The organism is Schaalia turicensis, assembly GCF_019380255.1.
Classification (GTDB): Bacteria; Actinomycetota; Actinomycetes; order Actinomycetales; family Actinomycetaceae; genus Pauljensenia; species Pauljensenia turicensis_A.
On the sequence record NZ_CP048928.1, the window covers coordinates 970,691 to 991,557 of the forward strand.

General features: G+C 55.9%; 19 protein-coding genes. All 19 read right to left on the bottom strand.

Going from position 1 to position 20,867, the window contains the following annotated elements; genetic code table 11:
- Window positions 1-191: 191 nt before the first annotated feature.
- Window positions 192-2,483: a RelA/SpoT family protein gene (locus G5S47_RS04145; RefSeq protein WP_006681100.1), complete on the bottom strand. Its 2,292-nt coding sequence runs from the start codon at window positions 2,481-2,483 to the stop codon at window positions 192-194.
- A gap of 66 nt (window positions 2,484-2,549) precedes the next feature.
- Window positions 2,550-3,095 carry an adenine phosphoribosyltransferase gene (locus G5S47_RS04150; RefSeq protein WP_103632581.1) on the bottom strand — a complete coding sequence of 182 codons (546 nt, stop codon included), beginning with the start codon at window positions 3,093-3,095 and terminating at the stop codon, window positions 2,550-2,552.
- The gene (gene secF / locus G5S47_RS04155; protein ID WP_040318551.1) at window positions 3,092-4,180 is read right to left on the bottom strand and encodes a protein translocase subunit SecF; all 1,089 of its coding nucleotides are present in this window, start codon (window positions 4,178-4,180) and stop codon (window positions 3,092-3,094) included. Before secF ends, G5S47_RS04150 begins: the two co-directional genes overlap by 4 nt.
- Entirely contained in the window at window positions 4,177-6,186 is a 2,010-nt protein-coding gene (gene secD / locus G5S47_RS04160; RefSeq protein ID WP_219585150.1) for a protein translocase subunit SecD, read from the bottom strand. The genes secF and secD overlap by 4 nt, the downstream gene beginning before the upstream one ends.
- A gap of 33 nt (window positions 6,187-6,219) precedes the next feature.
- Window positions 6,220-6,594 carry a preprotein translocase subunit YajC gene (gene yajC / locus G5S47_RS04165; protein WP_257878402.1) on the bottom strand — a complete coding sequence of 125 codons (375 nt, stop codon included), beginning with the start codon at window positions 6,592-6,594 and terminating at the stop codon, window positions 6,220-6,222.
- 139 nt (window positions 6,595-6,733) lie between these two features.
- On the bottom strand, window positions 6,734-7,744 hold the full coding sequence (gene ruvB / locus G5S47_RS04170; RefSeq protein ID WP_131367652.1) for a Holliday junction branch migration DNA helicase RuvB: 1,011 nt from the start codon (window positions 7,742-7,744) through the stop codon (window positions 6,734-6,736).
- A gap of 25 nt (window positions 7,745-7,769) precedes the next feature.
- A complete protein-coding gene (gene ruvA / locus G5S47_RS04175; protein WP_219585151.1) occupies window positions 7,770-8,369 on the bottom strand; it encodes a Holliday junction branch migration protein RuvA in 600 nt (199 codons plus the stop codon).
- A 57-nt stretch (window positions 8,370-8,426) separates the two neighbouring features.
- On the bottom strand, window positions 8,427-9,056 hold the full coding sequence (gene ruvC / locus G5S47_RS04180) for a crossover junction endodeoxyribonuclease RuvC (protein ID WP_219585152.1): 630 nt from the start codon (window positions 9,054-9,056) through the stop codon (window positions 8,427-8,429).
- A gap of 3 nt (window positions 9,057-9,059) precedes the next feature.
- Complete coding sequence (pdxT, locus tag G5S47_RS04185; protein WP_006681108.1) at window positions 9,060-9,653, bottom strand: pyridoxal 5'-phosphate synthase glutaminase subunit PdxT; 594 nt, start codon at window positions 9,651-9,653, stop codon at window positions 9,060-9,062.
- A complete protein-coding gene (gene pdxS / locus G5S47_RS04190) occupies window positions 9,647-10,549 on the bottom strand; it encodes a pyridoxal 5'-phosphate synthase lyase subunit PdxS (protein ID WP_219585153.1) in 903 nt (300 codons plus the stop codon). The genes pdxT and pdxS overlap by 7 nt, the downstream gene beginning before the upstream one ends.
- Before the next feature lie 2 nt (window positions 10,550-10,551).
- Window positions 10,552-11,313, bottom strand: a complete 762-nt coding sequence (locus G5S47_RS04195) for a YebC/PmpR family DNA-binding transcriptional regulator (protein ID WP_219585154.1) — start codon at window positions 11,311-11,313, stop codon at window positions 10,552-10,554.
- 134 nt (window positions 11,314-11,447) lie between these two features.
- On the bottom strand, window positions 11,448-11,942 hold the full coding sequence (locus G5S47_RS04200; protein WP_103632575.1) for a SixA phosphatase family protein: 495 nt from the start codon (window positions 11,940-11,942) through the stop codon (window positions 11,448-11,450).
- A gap of 224 nt (window positions 11,943-12,166) precedes the next feature.
- Window positions 12,167-12,856: a histidine phosphatase family protein gene (locus G5S47_RS04205; RefSeq protein WP_103632573.1), complete on the bottom strand. Its 690-nt coding sequence runs from the start codon at window positions 12,854-12,856 to the stop codon at window positions 12,167-12,169.
- Window positions 12,857-12,903: 47 nt separating this feature from the next.
- Window positions 12,904-15,843: a bifunctional [glutamine synthetase] adenylyltransferase/[glutamine synthetase]-adenylyl-L-tyrosine phosphorylase gene (locus G5S47_RS04210; RefSeq protein ID WP_219585155.1), complete on the bottom strand. Its 2,940-nt coding sequence runs from the start codon at window positions 15,841-15,843 to the stop codon at window positions 12,904-12,906.
- On the bottom strand, window positions 15,843-17,177 hold the full coding sequence (locus G5S47_RS04215; protein WP_103632571.1) for a glutamine synthetase family protein: 1,335 nt from the start codon (window positions 17,175-17,177) through the stop codon (window positions 15,843-15,845). The genes G5S47_RS04210 and G5S47_RS04215 overlap by 1 nt, the downstream gene beginning before the upstream one ends.
- A 71-nt stretch (window positions 17,178-17,248) precedes the next feature.
- Window positions 17,249-18,121 (bottom strand): SPFH domain-containing protein, encoded by an 873-nt coding sequence (locus G5S47_RS04220; protein ID WP_040318606.1) that lies wholly within the window; start codon window positions 18,119-18,121, stop codon window positions 17,249-17,251.
- Between the two features lie 14 nt (window positions 18,122-18,135).
- Window positions 18,136-18,600, bottom strand: coding sequence for an NfeD family protein (locus G5S47_RS04225; RefSeq protein WP_006681117.1), 465 nt, complete (start codon window positions 18,598-18,600; stop codon window positions 18,136-18,138).
- Between the two features lie 49 nt (window positions 18,601-18,649).
- Window positions 18,650-19,435 (bottom strand): ABC transporter ATP-binding protein, encoded by a 786-nt coding sequence (locus G5S47_RS04230; protein WP_006681118.1) that lies wholly within the window; start codon window positions 19,433-19,435, stop codon window positions 18,650-18,652.
- A gap of 42 nt (window positions 19,436-19,477) precedes the next feature.
- The gene (glgA, locus tag G5S47_RS04235) at window positions 19,478-20,701 is read right to left on the bottom strand and encodes a glycogen synthase (protein WP_006681119.1); all 1,224 of its coding nucleotides are present in this window, start codon (window positions 20,699-20,701) and stop codon (window positions 19,478-19,480) included.
- Window positions 20,702-20,867: the final 166 nt, after the last annotated feature.

Genomic DNA, 20,867 nt, shown 5'->3' on the forward strand with positions numbered 1-20,867 from the left:
TTGCCTTTCATGGCGAGGGCGCTATGCGCCGATGCGTGGAAGAGTCTCCACGGAGCGTGGTTCTCAGTGCACCGATGTGGTGCACCCCTGTCAGTCTACGTCCTTGGCCCCCATTTCATAAACTGGCGTTTACGACATGGACGATTACGGCTGTTTTGCCCGATTGTCCCGTCCTTTAACGCGCAGAGATGTCACACGCGAACGGCCTCGAACACCCCGTCGACGCGACGCAGAGCGGAAAGAACCGCATTCAAATGCGCCATATCTGCCAACTCAAACGAGAATCGAGCAAGCGAAACCTGATCGGACGTCGTCTTCGTTGACGCAGACACAATGTTGACGCGATAGTCCGACATCACCTTCGTCAGATCCGACAGCAATCCCGCACGATCCAAAGCCTTGACCTGGATCTGAACACGGAACACCTGTCCGCTGACTCCCCGTGCCCAAGAAACGTCGACAAAGCGCTCAGGTTGCAATTCCTTCAGTCGAACAGCGTTATGGCACGAAGCAATGTGGACGGACACGCCCTGACCGCGAGTAATAAAACCAACAACATCATCGCCCGGAACCGGGGTACAGCACTTTGCCAGCTTCACCCAAATATCTTTGGACTCCATACCGGCAACGGTGATACCCGCATCGGATGAACCCGATTGAGTGCGAATCCGAGTTGCACCCGGAGTCACTCCTTCGGACAGAGTTTCTTCGGTGCCGTCTCCTCCACCCAGATTCTCGACAAGTTTTGACACAACGTTCTGAGGCGAAACCTGGCTCTCACCGACAGCCGCATACAGGCTGGACACATCGGAATAGCCCAACGACGTTGCCACCGACAGGATCGTCTCATGACTCATCAAGCGTTGAAGAGGAAGATTCTGCTTACGCATTGCCTTCGCAAGCGCTTCCTTGCCCTCTTCAATCGCTTCTTCGCGACGTTCTTTAGAGAACCACGATTTAATTTTCGAACGCGCACGCGGAGATGCCACAAAAGCAAGCCAGTCGCGTGACGGACCAGCCTTGTCGGACTTCGAGGTCACAACCTCAACCGTTTCGCCAGACTCAAGCTGAGTATCAAGCGAAACGAGGCGCCCATTCACTTTCGCACCAACCGTATGGTGCCCAACCTCAGTGTGCACCGCATAGGCGAAATCAACAGGTGTGGCATGCGCTGGCAGAACAACAACTTGCCCCTTCGGCGTAAAAACATAAACTTCGTCGCCGGCGATCTCATAGCGCAAAGAATCGAGGAACTCTTCAGGGTCACCCGTTTCACGTTCCATCTCGACAAGGGAGCGAAGCCAGTTGGCTTGTTCATCGTTGCTCATTCGATCTGTATCGACGCCAGTCGCATTCGGATTCTGCTTGTACTTCCAGTGCGCGGCAACACCGTGTTCGGCACGCTCGTGCATTTCAAAAGTACGAATCTGGATTTCGACAGGCTTACCACCGGGTCCAATTACCGTCGTGTGCAACGACTGGTACAGATTGAACTTCGGCATAGCGATATAGTCCTTGAAACGCCCAGGAATCGGATTCCACCGAGCATGCAAAGAACCCAGAACGCCGTAGCAATCCTTCACTGACTCTACGAGGACACGAACGGCCACCAGATCGAAGATCTCATCGAATGCTTTACCACGGACGATCATCTTCTGATAGATCGAATAATGGTTCTTGGGGCGACCAGAGACAGTGCCCTTCGTCCCTGAACGACGAAGATCCTCTTCAATCTGACCAATCACATCTCGCAGATACACATCGCGCTGGGGAGCCCGCTCTGCAACCAAGCGATCGATCTCTTCATAAATCTGAGGGTACAGAGTCTTAAAGGAGAGCTCTTCGAGTTCCCACTTCACCATGTTCATGCCCAGACGATGAGCAAGAGGCGCATAAATCTCAAGCGTTTCTCGCGCCTTGTTCTTCGCTGACGACGGGGGGACGAAACGCCACGTGCGCGCATTATGAAGACGGTCAGCAAGCTTAATGAGAAGAACTCGAATATCGCGGCTCATCGCAACAAGCATCTTGCGCAGTGTTTCAGATTGAGCAAATTCGCCGTAGCGCACCTTGTCCAGCTTCGTCACACCGTCAACGAGCGCCGCAATCGGCTCACCATATTCCGCTGCTAGCTCTTCAACCGTGTAGTCCGTATCTTCAACCGTGTCATGCAGAAGAGCAGCCACCAGTGTCGGGGTAGTCATACCCATTTCAGCAAGAATCGTTGCCACCGCAACTGGGTGAGTAATATACGGCTCACCCGATTTACGAACCTGCCCCCGGTGATGCAATTCGGCCGTGCGATAGGCACGCTCGATCATGCTCACATCGGCTTTCGGATGGTTCGCACGCAGTGCTCGAACCAACGGTTCGATCTCAGGAATCGTCGGGCGCGTGCGTGCGCCAAACCATACGAGGCCGGACCTCACACGAGATCCGGCCACGCCTGGTTTTGAGTGAGCGGAGTTAGCCTGGTCAGTCATGCTCCTATGATACGCACCTGTGACGTGTCAAACATATTTGACCGCAACTAAACGAGGAACCGCAGGTCAGACTACCAATGCTGATTCGGTGACGACATCATGTTCGGCAAGCTTTTCGCGCCCGTCGAAAGCCTCAAGCTCCAGAAGAACAGCAACGGTGCTCACGTGTGCTCCGCACTGACGGAGCAGATCAACCGACGCAGCAGCAGTGCCTCCTGTTGCAAGAACGTCATCGATGACCAGCACACGCGACCCTGGAGTCACCGACTCGGGTCGGATCTCCATGCGAGCGCTACCGTATTCAAGGTCATAGTCGACACCGATAACGTGACCGGGAAGCTTGCCTGCTTTACGGATGGTCAGCATACCGACACCGAGTTCAGCGGCAAGTGGCGCTCCAAGAATGAAGCCACGCGACTCCAGACCTGCAATTGCGTCGACACTCCCCTTATAGCGCTCGGCGAGCATCTCAATGAGCTCTTTAAACGCCGGACCGTTTGCAATCAGCGGAGTGATATCGCGAAACAGAACACCGGGCTCTGGGAAATCTTGAACAAGACCGAGATTCGAGTCAACAAGTTCACCGATATGCGCGCCAAGTTCACCACTCATCGATGCTCTTTCTTCCTCTTCGGCTGGTGAGCATTCGAAAGGCGCTGCCCCGGACGAACAGGAGCAACCTTCACAGTGGAGGCACCCTCGTCACCCTTACCCACAGCCACATGACGCGCACGATCCTTTTCGACCGACTCCGTGTGCGCCTTCGTCTTCTTCAAACGCTCTTGAAGCAGAACAAGAAGCGGGGACGCAATGAAGATTGACGAGTAGGTGCCGGCTATCATACCGACGAACAGCGCCAGCGAAATATCGGTCAGAGTACCGGTACCAAGAAGCAAAGCACCGATAATCAGAATCGAACCGACCGGAAGCAATGCAACAACCGACGTGTTAATCGAACGAACCATGGTCTGGTTGACGGCTAAGTTCACATATTCGGCAAAAGTGAAACGCTTCTGGTCGTAGATGCCCTTCGTCAACTCACGGACCTTGTCGAATACAACGACCGTGTCGTACAGAGAGTAACCAAGAATCGTCAGGAAGCCGATGACCGTTGCAGGCGAAACCTCAACCTGGGTGATAACGAAAACACCAAGCGTGAGGGCAATATCGTGGACAAGTGCCAGCAGAGCGGCCAGCGCCATAGTCCATGACCTGAAGTACAGGGTCATCAAGATCGCGACGAGCAACATGAAGATGACAAGCGACTGAGTAGCCTTCGAAGTCACCGAAGCACCCCAGGACGGGCCGATCGTTGACGACTGAACATCGGCCGGATCAACACCGTACGCGCTGGTCAACGCATCACGAATCGTCGTCGCCTGCTGCGAATCAACAGATTCAGTCTGAATACGAACAGAATCCGTACCAACCTTCGTCACCTTCGCGGTGGAAACAATTCCGGTGCCAGTCACGATATCCGAGGCCTTTTCCTCAGACTGATCGCTGACTCGGGTCACATCAAACTGCGCACCGCCTGTGAACTCAATGGAAGCATTGAGGCCGATGGCTGCTGAAAGAACAAAAGCAACGCCAATCAAGGCTGCAGCAAGACCAACAAAAACCTTGCGCTTGGGGACAACCGGGTAGGACTTATCCCCCGAGTACAGAGCATTACCCCACTGGGCGAACGACATCATTTCGCGTCCCCTTTCTGCTCGGCAGCCTCACCATCTACTGCGCTACCCTCAGCCTTCGTCGCTTCACTATCCGCAGATGCGCGAGCTTCTTCCACTTGCGCTTCAGCTTCAGCTTTAGCTTCAGCAAGACGCTGCGCGCGACGACGCTGAGCAAGGCTCATGCCTTTGCCTTCAGTCACAGACTGAGCCGTCGCACCCTTGCCCTGCTTTTGCTTCGGCATAACAACACGGCCACGACCGGCGTAAATCAGCGAGTTCTTTGCACCGAGGTGCTCGGGATCAAGACCGGAAAGACGATGTCCCTCGCCGAAGAATTTGGTACGAATCAGCAGTTCCATCATCGGGTGAGTGAACAAGAAGATGACAGCAATATCGATCACGGTTGTCACACCGAGAGTGAACGCGAAGCCCTGCACGCCACCGACTGCCAGCAGGTAGAGGACGATAGCTGCAACCAGGTTCACGGCATCGGAGACGAGGATCGTGCGCTTAGCGCGATCCCAGCCCTCGTCGACTGCGGCAGCAAGCGGGCGACCGTCACGGACCTCGTCACGCACGCGTTCGAAGTAGACGATGAACGAGTCAGCGGTGACGCCGACCGCCATAATCAAGCCTGCAACGCCTGCGAGCGACAAACGATATCCCATCGTCGCCGACAGAAGCGCGATCACGATGTAGGTGAGTGCTGCTGCAACAAATAGCGAACCGGCAGAAATAAGCGCCAGACCGCGGTATTGCCAGATCAGGTACAGGATGACCAGCAGGAAGCCGATGGCGCCCGCCAACATGCCCTTCTGCAGGTGATCAGAACCCAGTGTGGCGGAAATACGCTGTTCGGACTCAACTTCAAAGTTCAGAGGAAGCGAACCGAAGCTGAGCTGGTTTGCCAACGCGGTGGCTGACTTTGCGGTGAAGTTACCGGTGATCTGAGCACGACCATCAGAGATGACAGCATTCATTGAAGGAGCAGTAATCACCGAACCGTCAAGAACAACGGCAAAGTGGTTGCGATCCGGCGAGTCGAAGAAGCTCTTTCCTTCGGCGTCAGAATCCTTGTAGGAGTAGAGCAGTTCGGAAGAATCCGCGAATGCCTTCGTACCTTCAGAATCGAACTGCAGGTCGACACCCCATGCACCGGTTGCCTGACCGGTCGAGTTGGTGACTTGGCCGGCAGTTGCGTTCGAAAGGTTCGAACCGGCAACCGAAACCGGACCAAGGATGTACTTCAGCTGACCATCGCTATCGCAGGCAGCGTAGGGCTTGTCTGCAGCACCTTCGGTCTGCTGGCGAGCTTCGGAGTTGGTGCAGTCAAGCACGGAGAAGTCGTAGAGAACCTGCTCTGTGATCCATGCAAGATCCGTTCCATTAGCAGGAGTCGAACTCGGCTGGTCTGAGAGAACACCGTCTTGATTCAGATCAGCGACCTTCATCGCGGATTCTTCATCCAGTGCGGTCGACACCTGCTGAACCGACTGAGCACCGTCTGCTGACTGGGCGCCATCAGCCGAGGCCTGTCCTGTCGCTGATTGAGTTTCATCAGCAGACTGAGCTGACTGTGCAGAATCTTTGTCTGAAACCTCGGCGGTTGAGGAGGTCGCAACTTTCTGGGAAGCCAGACCGATACGGAGAACAGGTCGGAAGTTCATCTGCGAGGACGAACGAATCAGGTCGAGAGTTTCCTGTGAAGGCGTACCTGGAATTGAAACAACAATGTTGTCCGAGCCCATCGAAGTGATCTCTGATTCGGCGACACCGGAGGCATCAATACGATTACGAATAATTGAAATCGCCTGCGTGATGTCGTCTTCAGTGATCGCTCGGTCGCCTTCTTCGGTCGACTTCGGAGTCAAGATCAGTTGGGTGCCACCCTGAAGATCGAGGGCGAGCGAGGGAACCAACGAGGTCCCCTTGGTGACGTTGCCAATCACCAGTCCGGCCGCTGCCACCACCATTGCAACAATGAGGGTGACAAGTGAACGCACAGGTCGGCGTTTACGTGTAGACACTTTTAACTACTCCCAGTCCCTAGCTCGGGATACTCAGTTCTTTTCGTCGGTCGATGCATCATCCGTAGCGGGATCATCAAGGCCAAGAATCGGTTCTTGCGGTTCTTCTTCGGCCAGTTCGACAGCGGGCTCATCTGAAGCGAAAGGCGGTTCGTCCCCAACGGAACGGATCATCTGACGATCCCAGTACATCTCTGTACCATCAATCGTCTCGAGTACGACGATGTCGCCGTCCTGATCGACAAAGCGACCCCAGAATCCAACAGCGGTCTTCACCCAAGCACCGGGAACGAGTTTCTCGTTCATATCTCGTTCCATTTGAGCCTGACGCTCAGCCATCTTCTTGCGACCACGGCTTGAGTACCACATCATCGCGATCAGGATGAGCGCAAGTAGGATAAAGGTCATGTTGCCGCCCTGGAGGAAGTTACCCACGGATTGCCTCTTTCTAGTCATGAACGCGCGTAGAGCGCACCCTGGTCAGTCTAATGCGAAGAAGGCTCTCTTAGCGAAAAAGGCGTTCAAATCAGGCGAATAACACTGTGATTCAGCTAAACAGCATAGATTCGGCGGGCGGTGTCAGCCCCAAATGTTGGAAAGCTTTGGGCGTGGCGGCACGTCCTCGGTTGGTTCTGACAAGGAATCCTTCACGAACCAAGTAGGGCTCAGCGACGGTTTCGACCGTCTCTGCTTCTTCACCTACCGTGACCGCAAGAGTGGTCAATCCAACCGGTCCCCCAGCAAAACGCTGACAGACTGCGTCGAGTACTGCTCTGTCAAGACGATCGAGACCGTAGCGATCAACCTCGAACAGGGTGAGTGCGCCCTGGGCAGCTTCAAGATCCAAAGCGCCGCTTCCACGTACTTGGGCATAGTCGACAACGCGACGAAGAAGGCGATTGGCAATACGCGGGGTGCCTCTTGAACGGGAGGCGATTTCGTGAGCCGCCTGAGCGTCCAAGGGGGCGCCAAGAAGGTCAGCGGAACGCGTGACGACTGCTTCAAGTTCGTGTGTCTCGTAGAACTCAAGATGAGCGGTAAAACCGAAACGGTCACGCAGAGGAGCCGGTAGCAGGCCCGTGCGCGTAGTCGCACCGACAACGGTAAAAGGCGGAAGCGTCAGCGGAATCGAGGTTGCGCCGGGCCCCTTACCCACGACAACGTCGACGCGGAAGTCTTCCATTGCCAGATACAGCATTTCTTCTGCGGTGCGAGCAAGACGGTGGATTTCGTCAATAAAAAGAATGTCGCCTTCTTGAAGCCCTGAAAGGATCGCAGCAAGGTCACCCGAATGCTGGATTGCCGGACCGGAGGTCAGGCGGAGCGATGTCCCCATTTCGGCAGCAATAATCATTGCCAAAGTGGTCTTACCCAACCCGGGAGGACCGGCAAGAAGAACATGGTCGGGACTCACGCCACGGCCACGTGCCGCATCGAGAACAAGCTGAAGCTGTTCACGAACAGTTTCTTGTCCGACGAATTCAGTGAGGCGCTTGGGACGCAGAGCTGCTTCTGCAGCACGTTCAAGCTCACCGGCATCAGGAGCAACAATACGCATTGCCTCTGCGGGAGAATCGAAAGAATCAGCCACGAGAGCCTCCCAACTTCAGCAAAGCGGCACGGAGCAAATCAGACGCCCCCAAGCCCTGTCCACCCAGCGTATCGATTGCCGCTTGTGCCTGGGATTGCTTCCATCCCATCGAAACCAACGCTGCCACAACATCTTCTTCGACAGCGCCCATGGCGACTGTGGCTCCGGTTCCCGCCTTTCCAAGATGTGCGGGCTGACCGAGTTTCTCCCCTAGCTCCAACACCATGCGTTGCGCTGATTTCTTTCCAACACCGGGGATCTTGCCCAGGGTTGAAAGATCATGATCACGAACGGCACGACGAAGATCATCGGGGCTAAGAACGCCAAGCGCACCAAGGGCAATACGAGGTCCAATACCGGACACGGTCTGCAAGATGGTGAATACATCACGCTGATCAGCCGTTTCAAAGCCCATGAGTGTCAGGGAATCCTCGCGAACAATAAGCGATGTTGCAACAGTGAGCTCGTCACCGACGCGCACCTGCTGAGCGTATGTGGGCACGACCTTCACATCGAAACCAACGCCGGAGACAACCACGACAATTGAATCCAAGCCAACTGAGGCCACTGTTCCACTCAACTGTGCGATCAATTGTTCTCCTGTATTGGATCGATAGCGCCCACACCCAATGCGAACACCTGTTCTATTTTACTTGCGACGCAGTCGCGGATCAACAGCACCTGTCCGGCGTTGCGCAGCTTGAGCTTCCGCCCACGCACGTTGCGCGGGTGTCATTGACCCCTTGGAAGTCAAGCGACCAGAGATAGAAACAGAAACTGACGAATCATCGCCAACACCCAGCAAACCTGTCCCCCGCCACGCATGACAAATTGCGATTGCAAGCGCATCTGCAGCATCCGCGGGCTTCGGAGGCTTCGACAAGCGAAGAATACGCGACACCATCGCCTGAACCTGCGCTTTATCCGCATTGCCGTTTCCAGAAACAGCAGACTTCACTTCTGACGGGGTATGAACCGCCATCGGCAGACCAGCACGCGCCACGCACGTCATGGCAGCACCCATGACCTGCATCGTCGTCGTCACTGACTGCAAGTTGTCTTGGGCGAAGACTCGCTCAATCGCCACAACTTCAGGCTGATACTGCGCGATCACACTATCAATCGCATCTGCAATCGTCCGAAGCCTAAAATGCGTCGCAATGTCTTTGTTGGAACGAGCAACCCCGACATACACGAGCGCGGCACGCCTTGACTCATCAACGTCAACAACACCCAAACCGCATCGTGTAATGCCGGGGTCAATTCCCATGACTCGCATGGGTCAGCGGTTCTCCACCATTGAAACGAACAGTTCATGCAGGCGGTCATCGCCACCAACCTCGGGGTGGAAGCTGGTTGCCATGACGTTACCTTGACGTACGGCCACGATCGGACCGTCTTCAGCGTTTCCGGCGCGCGCAATCACAGACACGGTGTCGCCAACGGACTCAACCCACGGTGCGCGGATAAAGACAGCGCGGAAATCGTCGCCTTCGATGCCGTCAATCACGAGGTCTTCTTCGTAGGAATCAACCTGACGCCCAAAGGCATTACGTCGAACAACCATGTCGAGGGTGGCGAAGCACTTCTGATCATCGCGACCATCAAGGATCGTAGACGAGAGCATGATCATGCCAGCGCATGTGCCCCACGCGGGAAGTCCAGCATCAAGACGGTCTTTCAGAGGTTCAAACATGTCGAAGGAGGCCAACAGATTCGACATGGTCGTTGACTCACCACCGGGGATGATCAGACCATCCACTTTCGCCAATTCGCAGGGGCGACGCACCTTAACGGCGCGGGCGCCAGAATTCTCTAGCGCCCGCACATGTTCGTCAACGTCACCCTGAAGGGCGAGAACGCCGATCGTCACCATCCGCGCTCCGCAAGACGGTGAGAAACCGGAAGGTCGTCAACGTTGATACCGACCATTGCTTCACCAAGGCCACGCGAAACCTCAGCAATAACGGACGGATCATCGTAGAAGGTGGTTGCCTTAACGATGGCAGCTGCACGCTTCGCCGGATCACCGGACTTGAAGATACCGGATCCAACGAAAACACCCTCAGCACCGAGCTGCATCATCATTGCAGCGTCCGCCGGGGTAGCAATGCCACCGGCGGTGAACAGAACGACAGGAAGCTTACCTTCGCGAGCGACCTCGGCGACCAGCTCGTAGGGAGCCTGGAGTTCCTTGGCGGCAACGTAGAGCTCATCTTCGGGAAGCGAGGTGAGGTGACGGATCTGGTCGCGGATCTTACGCATGTGCGTCGTCGCGTTGGAAACGTCGCCGGTACCAGCTTCACCCTTGGAGCGAATCATTGCTGCACCTTCGGTGATGCGACGGAGTGCCTCACCCAGGTTGGTTGCACCGCAGACAAAGGGAACGGTGAAGTTCCACTTGTCGATGTGGTTGGTGTAATCGGCCGGGGTGAGAACCTCAGATTCGTCGATGTAGTCGACGCCGAGGGACTGCAGAACCTGAGCTTCAACGAAATGGCCGATGCGAGCCTTTGCCATGACCGGGATGGAGACAGCGTTGATGATGCCATCGATCAGATCCGGGTCAGACATACGGGCAACGCCACCCTGTGCGCGAATGTCCGCAGGAACGCGCTCGAGCGCCATGACGGCAACTGCGCCCGCATCTTCGGCGATCTTTGCTTGCTCTGGAGTAACGACGTCCATGATGACGCCACCCTTGAGCATCTGAGCCATACCGCGCTTAACCTGCGGGGTACCAACTTCGCGAGTCGACGTGAACTCAGCCATCGTCACTCCCCTTCTTCCAGCTGCGCGCGGACCTCATCCGAGTACGTCATGTTGTTGTAGATGTTCTGAACGTCGTCAGATTCTTCCAGAGCGTCGATCAGTTTCTGAACCTTCAGTGCGCCTTCAAAGTCGACCTCAACGTCGGTCGATGCGACGAATTGAACTTCAGCGGAATCGTAATCGATACCTGCTGACTGGAGCGCCTTACGGACCTCGACAACATCGGAGGCTGCGGATTCGATGACGAATCCATCACCGGTGTCGGTCACTTCTTCAGCACCCGCATCCAGAACGGCTTCCATGATCGTGTCCTCGTCAACGCCGTCTGCTGCGCCCACCTCGACAATGCCACGACGGGAGAAGAGGTAGGAAACCGAACCCGGGTCCGCCAGCGAGCCTCCCTGACGGGTAAAGCCAAGGCGGACGTCGGAAGCTGCACGGTTACGGTTGTCGGTCAGACATTCGACGAGGAATGCAACGCCGTTCGGGCCGTAGCCTTCGTACATGATGGTTTCGTAGTTCGCGCCACCGGCTTCTGCACCGGAGCCACGCTTGACAGCACGATCGATGTTGTCAGCGGGAACGGAATTCTTCTTTGCCTTCTGGATGGCGTCATACAGGGTCGGGTTACCTGCGGGATCGCCGCCGCCGGTGCGTGCTGCAACTTCAATATTCTTGATCAGACGAGCGAAGAGCTTTCCGCGCTTCGCGTCAATGGCGGCCTTCTTGTGCTTGGTGGTCGCCCATTTAGAGTGTCCCGACATTACTGCTCCCTTGAAGGGTGGATTGCGTACCCGTATATCTTAGCGGGATTAGTAAAAGGTCAGCGTCTTCAAAGGTGGGCTATGGGACACAGTAAACGTTCGATGCCAATGCCCGTCAGCCTTGAACTCTGCGATTACAGCACGCGTGGGACGGTGACAATCCGTACTGGCAGGTTCGCGCCGGGACGAAAATCAGCGAAACTTCCTTCGCTTTGAATGATCAGAGCAGTCGCTTTACCGACGCCAGTGCCAAGATCGGCTTTCGCACTATCGTCTCCGATCAGGTATCCAACATGGCCGATTGTTGGCTGATGTCCGACAATCAGTGCGGATTCTCCAGGCAGGGAGTTAATCGTTTCGATGAGTGACTCTGCCCCTGCATCGTAGATTGAACGATCCTTGTACGTGGTCCTCATTGGCAGGTTCTTCGCGATCTCGTCGAAGGTCTGCCATGCGCGCACTGCTGTTGAACTGACCCCTAGTTCGATGTCTCCAACTTCGGCTTGCAGTTTGATGCCAAGCTCGTGCGCCCGACGGAGACCAAGATCGGTCAACGGTCGCGAGTGATCCGACAGCGCGAAATACTCCGGGTCAGAGTGGCGAACAAGGATCAGCGTGCATTGACTCATGCGAAAAGATTACAGTGTGAGGGATCGAGGAGGTTCAATGGCATTGGGACGAGGCCGCGCTGACGGTGTGTGTCAGGCACGCGAGTGTAATGCGCAGGCGGTGTGGATCATCACCTGGTCAAACCCGAAAATCCCGTGGGCGGATTCCAAGACGTGGCTGTCATGCAATGAACACCGCGAATTTCTGTCCGATTACATGCGATACCGGGGTTTTCCCTTTGAGATCAATCCTCTAGATCCCACTGATCAACTGGACGGTTATTCCACGTCAGACCAGTGAAGGCACCTCGCAGATCGTCGGGGTTGTGAGGAACGGAGGTGCCGAATCGTTCGGTGGGCCACTGCAAGATGACGGTTCCCGTATTCGACATGAAGTGAGTCATCACAAGAGTGCCGGAGATGTTGTGCGCAAGCGTCGATGCCAGCAGGCGCAGTAGGGCTCCATGAGCGACGATCACACCCACGCCGTCCGGATCTTCCTCAAGTACGAGGCCAGCCACTTCGGCGATAACGGGCAACGCACGGGCAAGCGCGTCCTCCCCCGTTTCAGCGCCAGACATACGAATGTGAGTTGCACCGTGCGACCAGTTTCCCGTTCCTTCAACGTAAACGGAGTCTGAGAACGGGTCAGCGTTCATCTCAACGTCACCTGAGCGTAATTCACGAATTCCTGGTCTCACCAGCGGAGTCAGGGCATACTTAGCGCATAGGGGTGCGCAGGTTTGGCGAGTGCGAAAAAGAGGTGAAACAGCAACCACTGTTGGAGCCTGCCCGACTTCAGATTCCCAGCGCGAAGCAAGATCGGTGGCTTGAGCCAACCCATCGGCGGTTAGCGGTAGTCCAGGCCTAGAGGTGTCAAGAGCGTGCGCTTCATTGGCGTAGGTCTGTCCGTGACGCACGAGGACGATTTTCACAACTGTGTTTCCGTTTCTTCTTCGTGCCTTGGTGTGCAAGGCAGTATTCAGTTCCAGAAGTAGGTATCCATCAATGCGCGTGCTTTGCGCGATCGACGAAGCCATTCTTCTTCCAGCTCACACTCGCTTGCCGCACCATATCCAAGAACGCGTGCCAGCGGGATAAGGTCCTTCGAGTCTCTGGGAACGGTATCGAGTTTAACTCCCGACATTCGCCCGGTTGTCAGCACGTTCGCCGCCCGGATTTGTGATGCGAGGCTCCACGCATTTTCCAACGTCTTCGCATCATGAGGAGCAATCCATCCCGAACGAGTTAATGCGCGCAGAGCATCAATCGTTGACGAGGTGCGTAAAGAGTCATCGGCATGAGCATGTTTCAGCTGAAGAAGCTGAACAATCCATTCGACGTCTGACAGGCCACCCGGCCCCAATTTCACGTGACGCGTGGGTTCGATGCCACGAGGCAGGCGTTCGCTTTCCATTCTTGCTTTGAGCAGACGAATGTCTCTGATCTGGGCCTCGTCAATCGCGCTGCCATAGCGCACGCGGTCGATTAACTCCCCCATCGAACGCATCAGATCATCGGGGCCGGCGAATACGCGCGCCCGAAGGAGCGCTTGGCGTTCCCAGGTCGATGCCCACTTGTCGTAATACTCCGCGTACGATTCGACGGTTCTGGACATCGGTCCGTTGCGTCCTTCTGGACGTAGGTCTAGGTCAACGCTGACACTCATCTGCGCTGTGACCGTCCCCAGCAATGCTTTCACGCGGTTGATGATTGTCGTTGCAGCGTTCACAGCGTCGCTCTCGCTCACGCCATTGGTCGCGCGATGAAAAGCCATGACATCAGCGTCGGAGGCATAGTTTGATTCACGCCCACCGTAACGTCCCATCGCCACGAACCCAACGTCGACGCGGTGACCGTTCTTGAGTTCTTCTTCGCGTGTTGCAATCGCTAATGCGCCGACAACTGCTGCGTCCGTAGCATCGGAGATTGTCTGCCGCCTGGCTCCGATTCCAGTCACCAAATCGCTCATCGCAGCACGAGTAAGTTCACGCGAACGCATGGCTCGCACGCGATATGCGGCCTTATCCGAATCTGCGTGGCGGTCAATCAACGAGGCCGCCTCGACTTTCAAAACCTCAGCTTCACGAGGGGCGAGGTCTTTATCAAGATCCAGCCAGGCGACTGCTTCGGGGCGATGTGACAGAGCCTCAGCGATCCACTTCGAGTTCGGCAGCATCTCGCAGAGCCTGGATGCGGCAACTCCGGAATCACGCAGGAGAGCCAAATACCAGTGAGAATCACCGATTTGCTCCGATAGAGCTCTAAAGTTCAGCAAGCCAAGGTCTGGATCTGCACCGTTGGAAAGCCACGAAATAAAAACGGGCAGAAGATGACGCTGGATCTTCGCACGCCTGCTTGTGCCCTGCGAGAGGGCCGTGATGTGGGCAAGAGCTCCTCGGGGATCGCGATAGCCGATGGCTTGAAGACGAGCCTGAGCACCATCGGAGTCCAACGTAGCTTCATCTGGGCTAAGGCCCGCAGTTGCCTGAACAATCGGACGATAGAACACGTCCTCATGGAGCATTCGAACACGATCTCGAATGCGTTTCAGTTCCTTCGCCAGAGCCTCGGAACTACCACAATGCTCAAGATCAACTCCCCTGCCCACCGCTCGAAGTTCGTTCGCTGACGTAGGGATCAGGTGGGTGCGACGCATGCGTTGAAGCTGAATACGGTGTTCAACAGCACGCAGGAAGCAGTAGCATTCACGCAATTCTTGAGCATCGCTACGCGCCACATAACCACCGTCGCTAAGGCGAGACAGCGCATCCAACGTTGATCTGGCGTGAAGCGAATCATCGGTACGACCGTGGACCAGTTGCAACAGCTGCACGGTGAACTCGACATCACGCAGGCCACCTCGCCCGAGCTTCAGTTCACGGTCAGCTTCACGACGGGGAATCGTGTTTTCAACGCGACGTCGCATTGCTCGAGCATTTTCAACAAAGCCATCACGCCCCGTAGCATTCCAAATGTACGGAGAAGCAACACGGAAAAAGGCCTGACCAAGCTCCATATCGCCAGCTGCCGGGCGAGCTTTAAGAAGAGCCTGGAACTCCCACGTTTCAGCCCACTTATCCCAATACTGTGTGAACGAGTCAAGTGTTCGCACAAGCGCGCCATGACGCCCTTCGGGACGCAGATTCGCATCCACGCTCCAGAGTGGCTGTTCATTACCCGGCCCCGAACATACCTGAGCCGAAAGCGCTGCCATGCGCGTACCCAGTTCGATGGCACTACGCTCATCAACACCCTCAGCCGGGGCAACAACGTACATCACGTCAACGTCGGAAATGTAGTTAAGTTCTTGAGCGCCTGTTTTTCCCATCGCAATAATCGAAAGACGAGCATTACCCTGCGGATCAATATCTCGTCGTGCCAGTGCGAGGGCAGCTTCGAGTGCAGCGTCAGCAAGCACCGCAAGGCGCACACCGACTTCCGGCATATAATCGGGCGGGTTCGGGTGCGTAGCATCGTCAGCAACGAGGTCCAACAAAACTCTGCGATACGCACGACGCACATCGTCGCCGTTGTAGCCGGGACCCGCAACGGGCATCTGCGACGCTGGATCAGCCCCCACTGCGTGAAGGAGCTCCGTCAACGGTTCATCGGGTTCAACAAGCAAGCCATCAATGCGTGAAGGGTCAGCAATCAGGTAGTCGCCCCACCAGGAAGATGCACCAAAAACCGCGACCAAGCGCCGAAGCCCATTGCCCCCGCGTTCAGCGATTGTGGCTAATTGAGTAGGGGCGGCCTCGTGAAAACGCAGGCAGGTTACCAGCGCGGAATCTGGATCGGCGCAGGCGTTGAACAGCGGTAGCCACTCGCCTAGCTCGCCGGGTAGGTCAGCCAAAAATGACGCTGCTCGCACCGGATCCAAGAAACCGCTACCGCGGAGGTCCTTCGGGACAACCTCCATCAGTAGACCTTGAGGAACTGGCGAATCTCCTGAGGCGTCACCTGCTGGCGGTACTCACGCCATTCCTTTTCCTTGTTGCGCACAACGTAGTCGAAGACCTCTTCACCAAGAGCACCGGCAACCAAGTCAGATTCGCGCATCAAACGAACCGCGGAAGCCAATGACGTCGGCAGAGCCTCGATCCCCATCACTTGACGTTCGCGATCCGTCAGATCCCAAACATTGTCCTCAGCTTCGGGGACAAGTTCGAGGCGACGTTCAATGCCGTCAAGACCTGCAGTGATCAGAACGGCGAGTGCAAGATACGGGTTCGCAGCCGGATCCAAGGCACGGTACTCAATGCGTGCTGCCGTACGCTTTTCAGGCTTGTACAGCGGGACTCGAATCAACGCGGAGCGATTGTTATGACCCCAGCACACGTAAGACGGAGCCTCGCCCCCACCCCAGAGGCGCTTATAGGAGTTCACGTGCTGATTGGTGACAGCAGCGATCTCGCGAGCATGTTCCAAGAGCCCCGCAATGAAGTGGCGCCCCGTGCGTGACAGCTGATAGTCACCTGACGGATCGTAGAAGGCATTTTCTTCACCTTCGAGCAGTGAAAGGTGCGTATGCATACCCGAACCCGGATGGTCAATAAAGGGCTTGGGCATAAACAGTGCGGCAAGGTTCTCGCGCAACGCGACCTCTTCGATGACGGTTCGAGCGGTCATGATGTTGTCGGCAGCACTCACCGCATCGACTGCACGCAGGTCGATTTCGTTTTGACCGGGGCCACCTTCGTGGTGAGAGAACTCGACCGCAATGCCCATATCTTCGAGCATACGAACCGCGCGACGACGGAAATCATTCGAATGCCCACGCGCAACATGATCGAAATAACCCGCAGAATCAACAGGCTTCAAGTTGTCGACACTGATCGGCTGTTGGAGCAGATAGAACTCAATCTCAGGGTGAACCATCACAGTGAAGCCGCGCTCTTGGGCTCGTTCAACAACGCGTTCCAACACGCCGCGAGGGTCACTACGTGCAGCCTGACCATCGGGGGTCAACACGTCGCAGAACATTCGAGCAACGGGATCTTCTTCCCCTCGCCACGGCAACATCTGGAATGTCGAAGCATCCGGACGCAACAACATGTCGGACTCGTGCACGCGGGTCATGCCTTCAATCACAGAACCGTCGAAACCGATACCTTCAGCGAAGGCATCTTCCAACTCGCCCGGGTCAATTGCTACAGACTTCAAGACACCAGCGACATCTGTAAACCACAGGCGAATAAAGCGAATGTCGCGGGCAGCAACCTCGCGCAGAACCTTTTCCTGGATGGAGTCCACGAGTCTCTTCTTTCAATCGGGGGCGATGGTGAGGGGGATGGTCAAGAACACGTCGTCCACACCGGACAGTTTTACTTGTTCGGGTTAAAACCCTTCGCAATGGAATCCAGAGCAGCCGTCAGTTCGGTGGGAACAACCCACACCTTCGACGAATCCCCCTTGGCAAGTTCCGGAAGCATCTGCAAGTACTGGTAGCTCAGCAGATCAGGCGTTGGATTGCCCTCGTGGATCGACTGGAAGACGGTACCGATAGCTTCTGCTTGACCGCGGGCGCGAGTGACAGCCGCCTGAGCTTGTCCTTCAGCCTTCAAGATGGCGGACTGCTTTTCACCCTCAGCCTGAAGGATCTGCGACTGACGGACACCTTCAGCAGTCAGAATCGCTGCACGCTTATCACGTTCGGCTCGCAACTGCTGTTCCATGGCCTGCTGAATCGACGGTGGCGGATCAATTGCCTTCAACTCAACGCGATTCACGCGGATACCCCAGCGTCCCGTTGCTTCATCAAGAACACCACGAAGCTGAGTGTTGATCGAGTCGCGACTCGTCAGCGTCTGCTCGAGGTCGAGCGAGCCAATGACATTACGGAGCGTCGTCACCGTCAGCTGTTCGATTGCCTGAATGAAGTTCGCAATCTCGTAGGTCGCGTGCATTGGATCCGTGACCTGGTAGTAAATCACCGAGTCGATGGAAACCACGACGTTATCGGCGGTAATCACCGGCTGTGGAGGGAAGCTGGTGACCTGTTCACGCAAGTCAACGCGCGCTGCAATACGGTCAAAGAACGGAATCAGCACATGCAAACCACCGTACATCACCGTGTGAAAACGACCGAGGCGCTCGATCACCAACGCGCGAGGCTGGGGAACAATCTGGACGCTCTTGGCAAGGATGACCACAACAAGGATCAACAGGAGCCCAGCAACGAAGGGACCAATACTCATGTCCACGGCGGCACTCACCCTTTCTGTTCTTCGAATGTTTTACTACGGTTCTCGACGGACGTAACAACCGCCGTAGCACCGTCGATCTCGCACACATACGCATGCTCGCCCACAAGAAGGGGCTTCTCGTCGATTGTGCGGGCAGACCAGACTTCGCCATCAAGTTTCACGCGACCACTGCTGGCGTTCACGGTTTCAATCACATCGACCTGTCGCCCAATCAAGGCGTGCACATTGGTTTTCACGTTCGTTTGCGACCAGAGCATACGCATTTTCAGCCACGGACGAAGCGCACAAAGAAAGACCAGCGAGCAGACCACAAAAACGCCGACTTCGGGCCAGAGCCCAGGGACAACAAGAGAGGTTAACGCCGCTGCTAAACCACCGATGGCAAGCATGAGGAACACAAGGTCAACCGTTGCCATCTCAATCAGTCCAAGAACGATGGCAACAATCACCCACCACAAAGCGTGCGTCATACACACTCCCCTTTGTCCGACGTGTCCACGGTGATACCTATGAAGAGACTTACCTGACGGCGCGAGCCCACCAGCGTCCGTTGTCGTTACCGGCGCTCAGAGGCAGACAATACGTCGCTGACAGATTCACTCCGGTGATGACGGAATCAATGACACCCGACTGGACGACCTTTGCTCCGTCCATCAAGACCGCGTGCGTCATTCCGCTGGGAATTTCTTCCACCTGGTGTGTAACCAAAATGACCTGCGGAGCATGCGGACCGGAAATGATCTCTTCAAGAGCTCCGATCAATAGTTCGCGGGCGCCAAGATCCAAGCCAGCGGTGGGCTCATCAAGAATCAGGACCTCCGGGTCTGTCATCAGGCTTCGAGCAAGCAACACACGTTGCGCTTCGCCCTCAGAGAGAGTTCCAAACTGACGATCCGCCAAATGATCAATACCGAAAGCAACAAGCAGATTGTCGCAACGCGCATCATCTTGAGCTTCGTATTCTTCGTCGCGATGAATTGCGATACCCCACGCTGCCGTGCGAACAAGGTCGCGAACAGTTTGGTGTGCACGAATGGAGGGGGCAAGCGACTTCGAAACAAGTGCAACGCGGGAAGCAAGTTCTTGACGGTCGAGAGCAAAAATGTCTTCGCCATCAAGTTTCACGGTGCCCTGCGCCAATGCTTCACGACCGGCTAGCGCTCGGATAAGAGTTGTCTTACCCGCGCCATTCGGGCCAAGAATCACCCAATGCTGGCCTTGCTCGGTGCTAAAAGACACCGAATCAAGAATCGCAGTTCCACGTTTGCTTACAGTTGCATCCACACATTCAAGGACATAAGTCATACCTATAAGCCTACCTTTGTCACCGAAATATGATCGGCTGACTCACACCAGTGTGCGATACAGATCCGCGGTCTTCTGGCCGATGGCATCCCAAGAGAAGTGGTCGCGAGCACGCGTCAGGCCTGCCACTCCCATCGTCTTGGCGCCCTGAGGGTTATCGAGGACTGCGATCAGGCGCTCGGCCATATCATGAACGAAGGTATCGGGCTTCAGAGGAGTGCCGGTGCCGTCATTCATTTGTTCGATCGGAACCAGATAGCCGGTCTCGCCGTCGACGATGACATCGGGAATACCGCCAGTTGCCGTACCAACAACGGGCAGGCCCAGCGCCATCGCTTCGAGGTTCACGATACCGAGTGGCTCGTAGACCGACGGGGTGATGAACACGGTCGACGCATCCAGAATTGCTGCAATGTCGGGCTGCGGGAGCATCTCAGAGATGAGGATGACGCCCTGACGCTTCGCCTGCAGGTCCTTCACAAGCGCGTCGACTTCGGCTGCAATCTGCGGAGTATCGGGAGCACCCGCACACAAAACAATCTGAACGTCATCGGGAAGCAGGTTCGCTGCGCGCAGGAAATGGGGCAGACCCTTTTGACGCGTAATGCGTCCAACGAACACAACGGTTCGCTTGGTCGGATCAATCGAATACGTCTTCAGAACGCGTTCTTGGTTCTCGCGTTCAGCGTCGGTAGACGGAGCACGCCACTTCGCCAGATCAATGCCGTTGTGAATGACGTGAACCTTCGCGTCGTCAACGTTCGGGTAGGAGCGCACAATGTCGGCCTTCATACCGTTCGAAACTGCAACAATGCCGGCCGCGGCCTCGTACGACGTCTTCTCGATGTAGGAAGAAATGCGGTAGCCACCACCCAGCTGCTCGGCTTTCCAGGGGCGCAAGGGCTCCAGAGAGTGTGCTGAAATGACGTGCGGAATGTCGTGAAGCAGAGCCGAAAGATGGCCGGCAAAGTTTGCGTACCAGGTGTGCGAGTGAACCAAGTCTGCGCCTTCGGTCTGGGCCGCGATGGAAAGATCTACCCCGAGTGTCTTCAGTGCCGCGTTCGCTCCTGCCAGTTCCACTAGGTCAGCGTGGCCGACGACTCCAGTTTCGGCTCCTTCGGTTCCGGGTTCACGAGGCCCGTCAAACGCGTGAACTCGAACCTCGTCGAGGCGGGGACGCAGAACTTTAGCAAGTTCAGTAACGTGAACACCTGCACCTCCATAAACAAAGGGCGGATACTCGCGGGTCAGCAGGTCAACGCGCATGATGGTCCTTTCAGGGAAGGCACAAACTTCTTGAGCTAGCCTATCGCGGGCACAGAGCACTCACCGACGAATCCCCGCATGCGTGCACACAGTTGCGCATTCAATGACCATATGTGATGGGCGCCACACAGTGGAATATGCGTGCAGGATCACACTGACTCTCATA